Origin of the sequence: Streptomyces torulosus, assembly GCF_001419765.1 — a bacterium.
GTDB classification, from domain to species: domain Bacteria; phylum Actinomycetota; class Actinomycetes; order Streptomycetales; family Streptomycetaceae; genus Streptomyces; species Streptomyces torulosus.
On sequence record NZ_LIRK01000891.1, the window covers coordinates 1 to 1534 of the forward strand.

At 73.9% G+C, this 1534-nt stretch carries 1 protein-coding gene; it reads right to left on the reverse strand.

Features of this window, described 5'->3' with window-relative positions:
* Positions 1 to 129 precede the first annotated feature (129 nt).
* Positions 130 to 1470: a sensor histidine kinase gene (locus AOK23_RS41935; RefSeq protein ID WP_055717641.1), complete on the reverse strand. Its 1341-nt coding sequence runs from the start codon at positions 1468 to 1470 to the stop codon at positions 130 to 132.
* Positions 1471 to 1534 lie beyond the last annotated feature (64 nt).

The following is a 1534-nucleotide window of genomic DNA, read 5'->3' on the forward strand; positions in this document are numbered from 1 at the left end:
AGGCCGCCGCCGCGGCACGGACGACGTGACACGGAGAAGCGCGCCCGGAGCCTCGGCTCCGGACGCGCCCCTGGTGGTCCCGCCCCCCTGCCGCCGAACGTCACGCCCCCGCGGCCGGGGCCCCGAGGATCACGCCCGCCAGGGCAGCTCCGCGGTGACGCGGGTGGGTCCGCCCGCCGGTGAGTCCACGACCAGCACCCCGTCGACGGCTCCCAGCCGCTCCGCCAGCCCGGCGAGCCCCGACCCCGCCCCGACGTCGGCGCCGCCCATCCCGTCATCGGTGACCTGGAGCATCAGCCGCCCCTCGACCTTCCACACATCCACCACCGCCCGGGAGGCGCCCGCGTGCTTGCTGACGTTCTGCAGCAGCTCGGACACAGTGAAGTAGACGATGCCCTCGATCGCCGGCACCGGCCGCGCGGGCAGATCCACCTCCACCACCACCGGCACCGCGCACCGGGCCGCCACCGCCGACAGCGCCGCGTCCAGGCCCCGGTCGGTCAGCACCGCCGGATGGATGCCCCGCGCCAGATCCCGCAGCTCCCGCAGAGCCGTCTTCACCTCACCGTGCGCGGAGTCCACCATCCGCGCCGCCTCCCGCGGATCCTCGGTCAGCTTCTCCCGCGCCACACCCAGATCCATCGCCAGCGCGACCAGCCGCGCCTGCGCCCCGTCGTGCAGATCCCGCTCGATGCGCCGCAGATCGGCCGCCGCCGTGTCCACCACGACCCCCCGGTCCGACTCCAGCTCCACCACCCGCGCACCCAGCCGGGACGGCCCGAGCAACGCGGTCACCATCACCCGGTCCACCATCGTCAGGCCCCGCACGATCCACGGCGTGGCCATCGTGAACAGCAGCCCCACCAGCGCCGTCACCGTCACCTCGAACGCGTTGTCGAGGTACACGGCGTGCCCCTCGTCCCCGTACAGCTGCACCCCGTCCTGCCCGACCCACATCGGGAAGACCCAGAACCACAGCGGATACGTCAGCATCGCCCACCCGTACGCCCAGAAGTTCAGGGCGACCACGAAGGAGAACAGCGACCACGGGAACTGCACCACCGCGTACAGCAGCTGCCGCCACGACGACCCGCTGCGCAGGACGGCACCCATCCACGCCAGCGCCCCCCGCTTGCGTGGCCGCAACGGCTCCGGCGCGGCCACCTCCACCCCGAGCAGCGCCCGCGCCCGCGCCCGCTCCATCGCCCCGAGCCCTCGGCACCCGGCGAGCCCCGCCGCCAGCACCGGCACCCCGAGGAACGTGACCAGCAGACCCACCCCGACCGACAGCATCGTCACCGCGTACGTGAACATCAGCACGCCGATCGGGAAGCCGAGCATCACATAGCCGAACTCCCGCCAGCTGCGCCCCTCGAACGGCGCCCGCAGCCCCGCCGGCAGCCGATGCCGCCGCTCGGCCACGGCCGCGTCGTCCCAGCCGCCGTACCCCTGCCCATACGCGGATTCCATAGCCGCCACTCCTCCTCACCCACACTCCGACCGGAGCGCGCCACGACCTGGCGTACTCCCACCC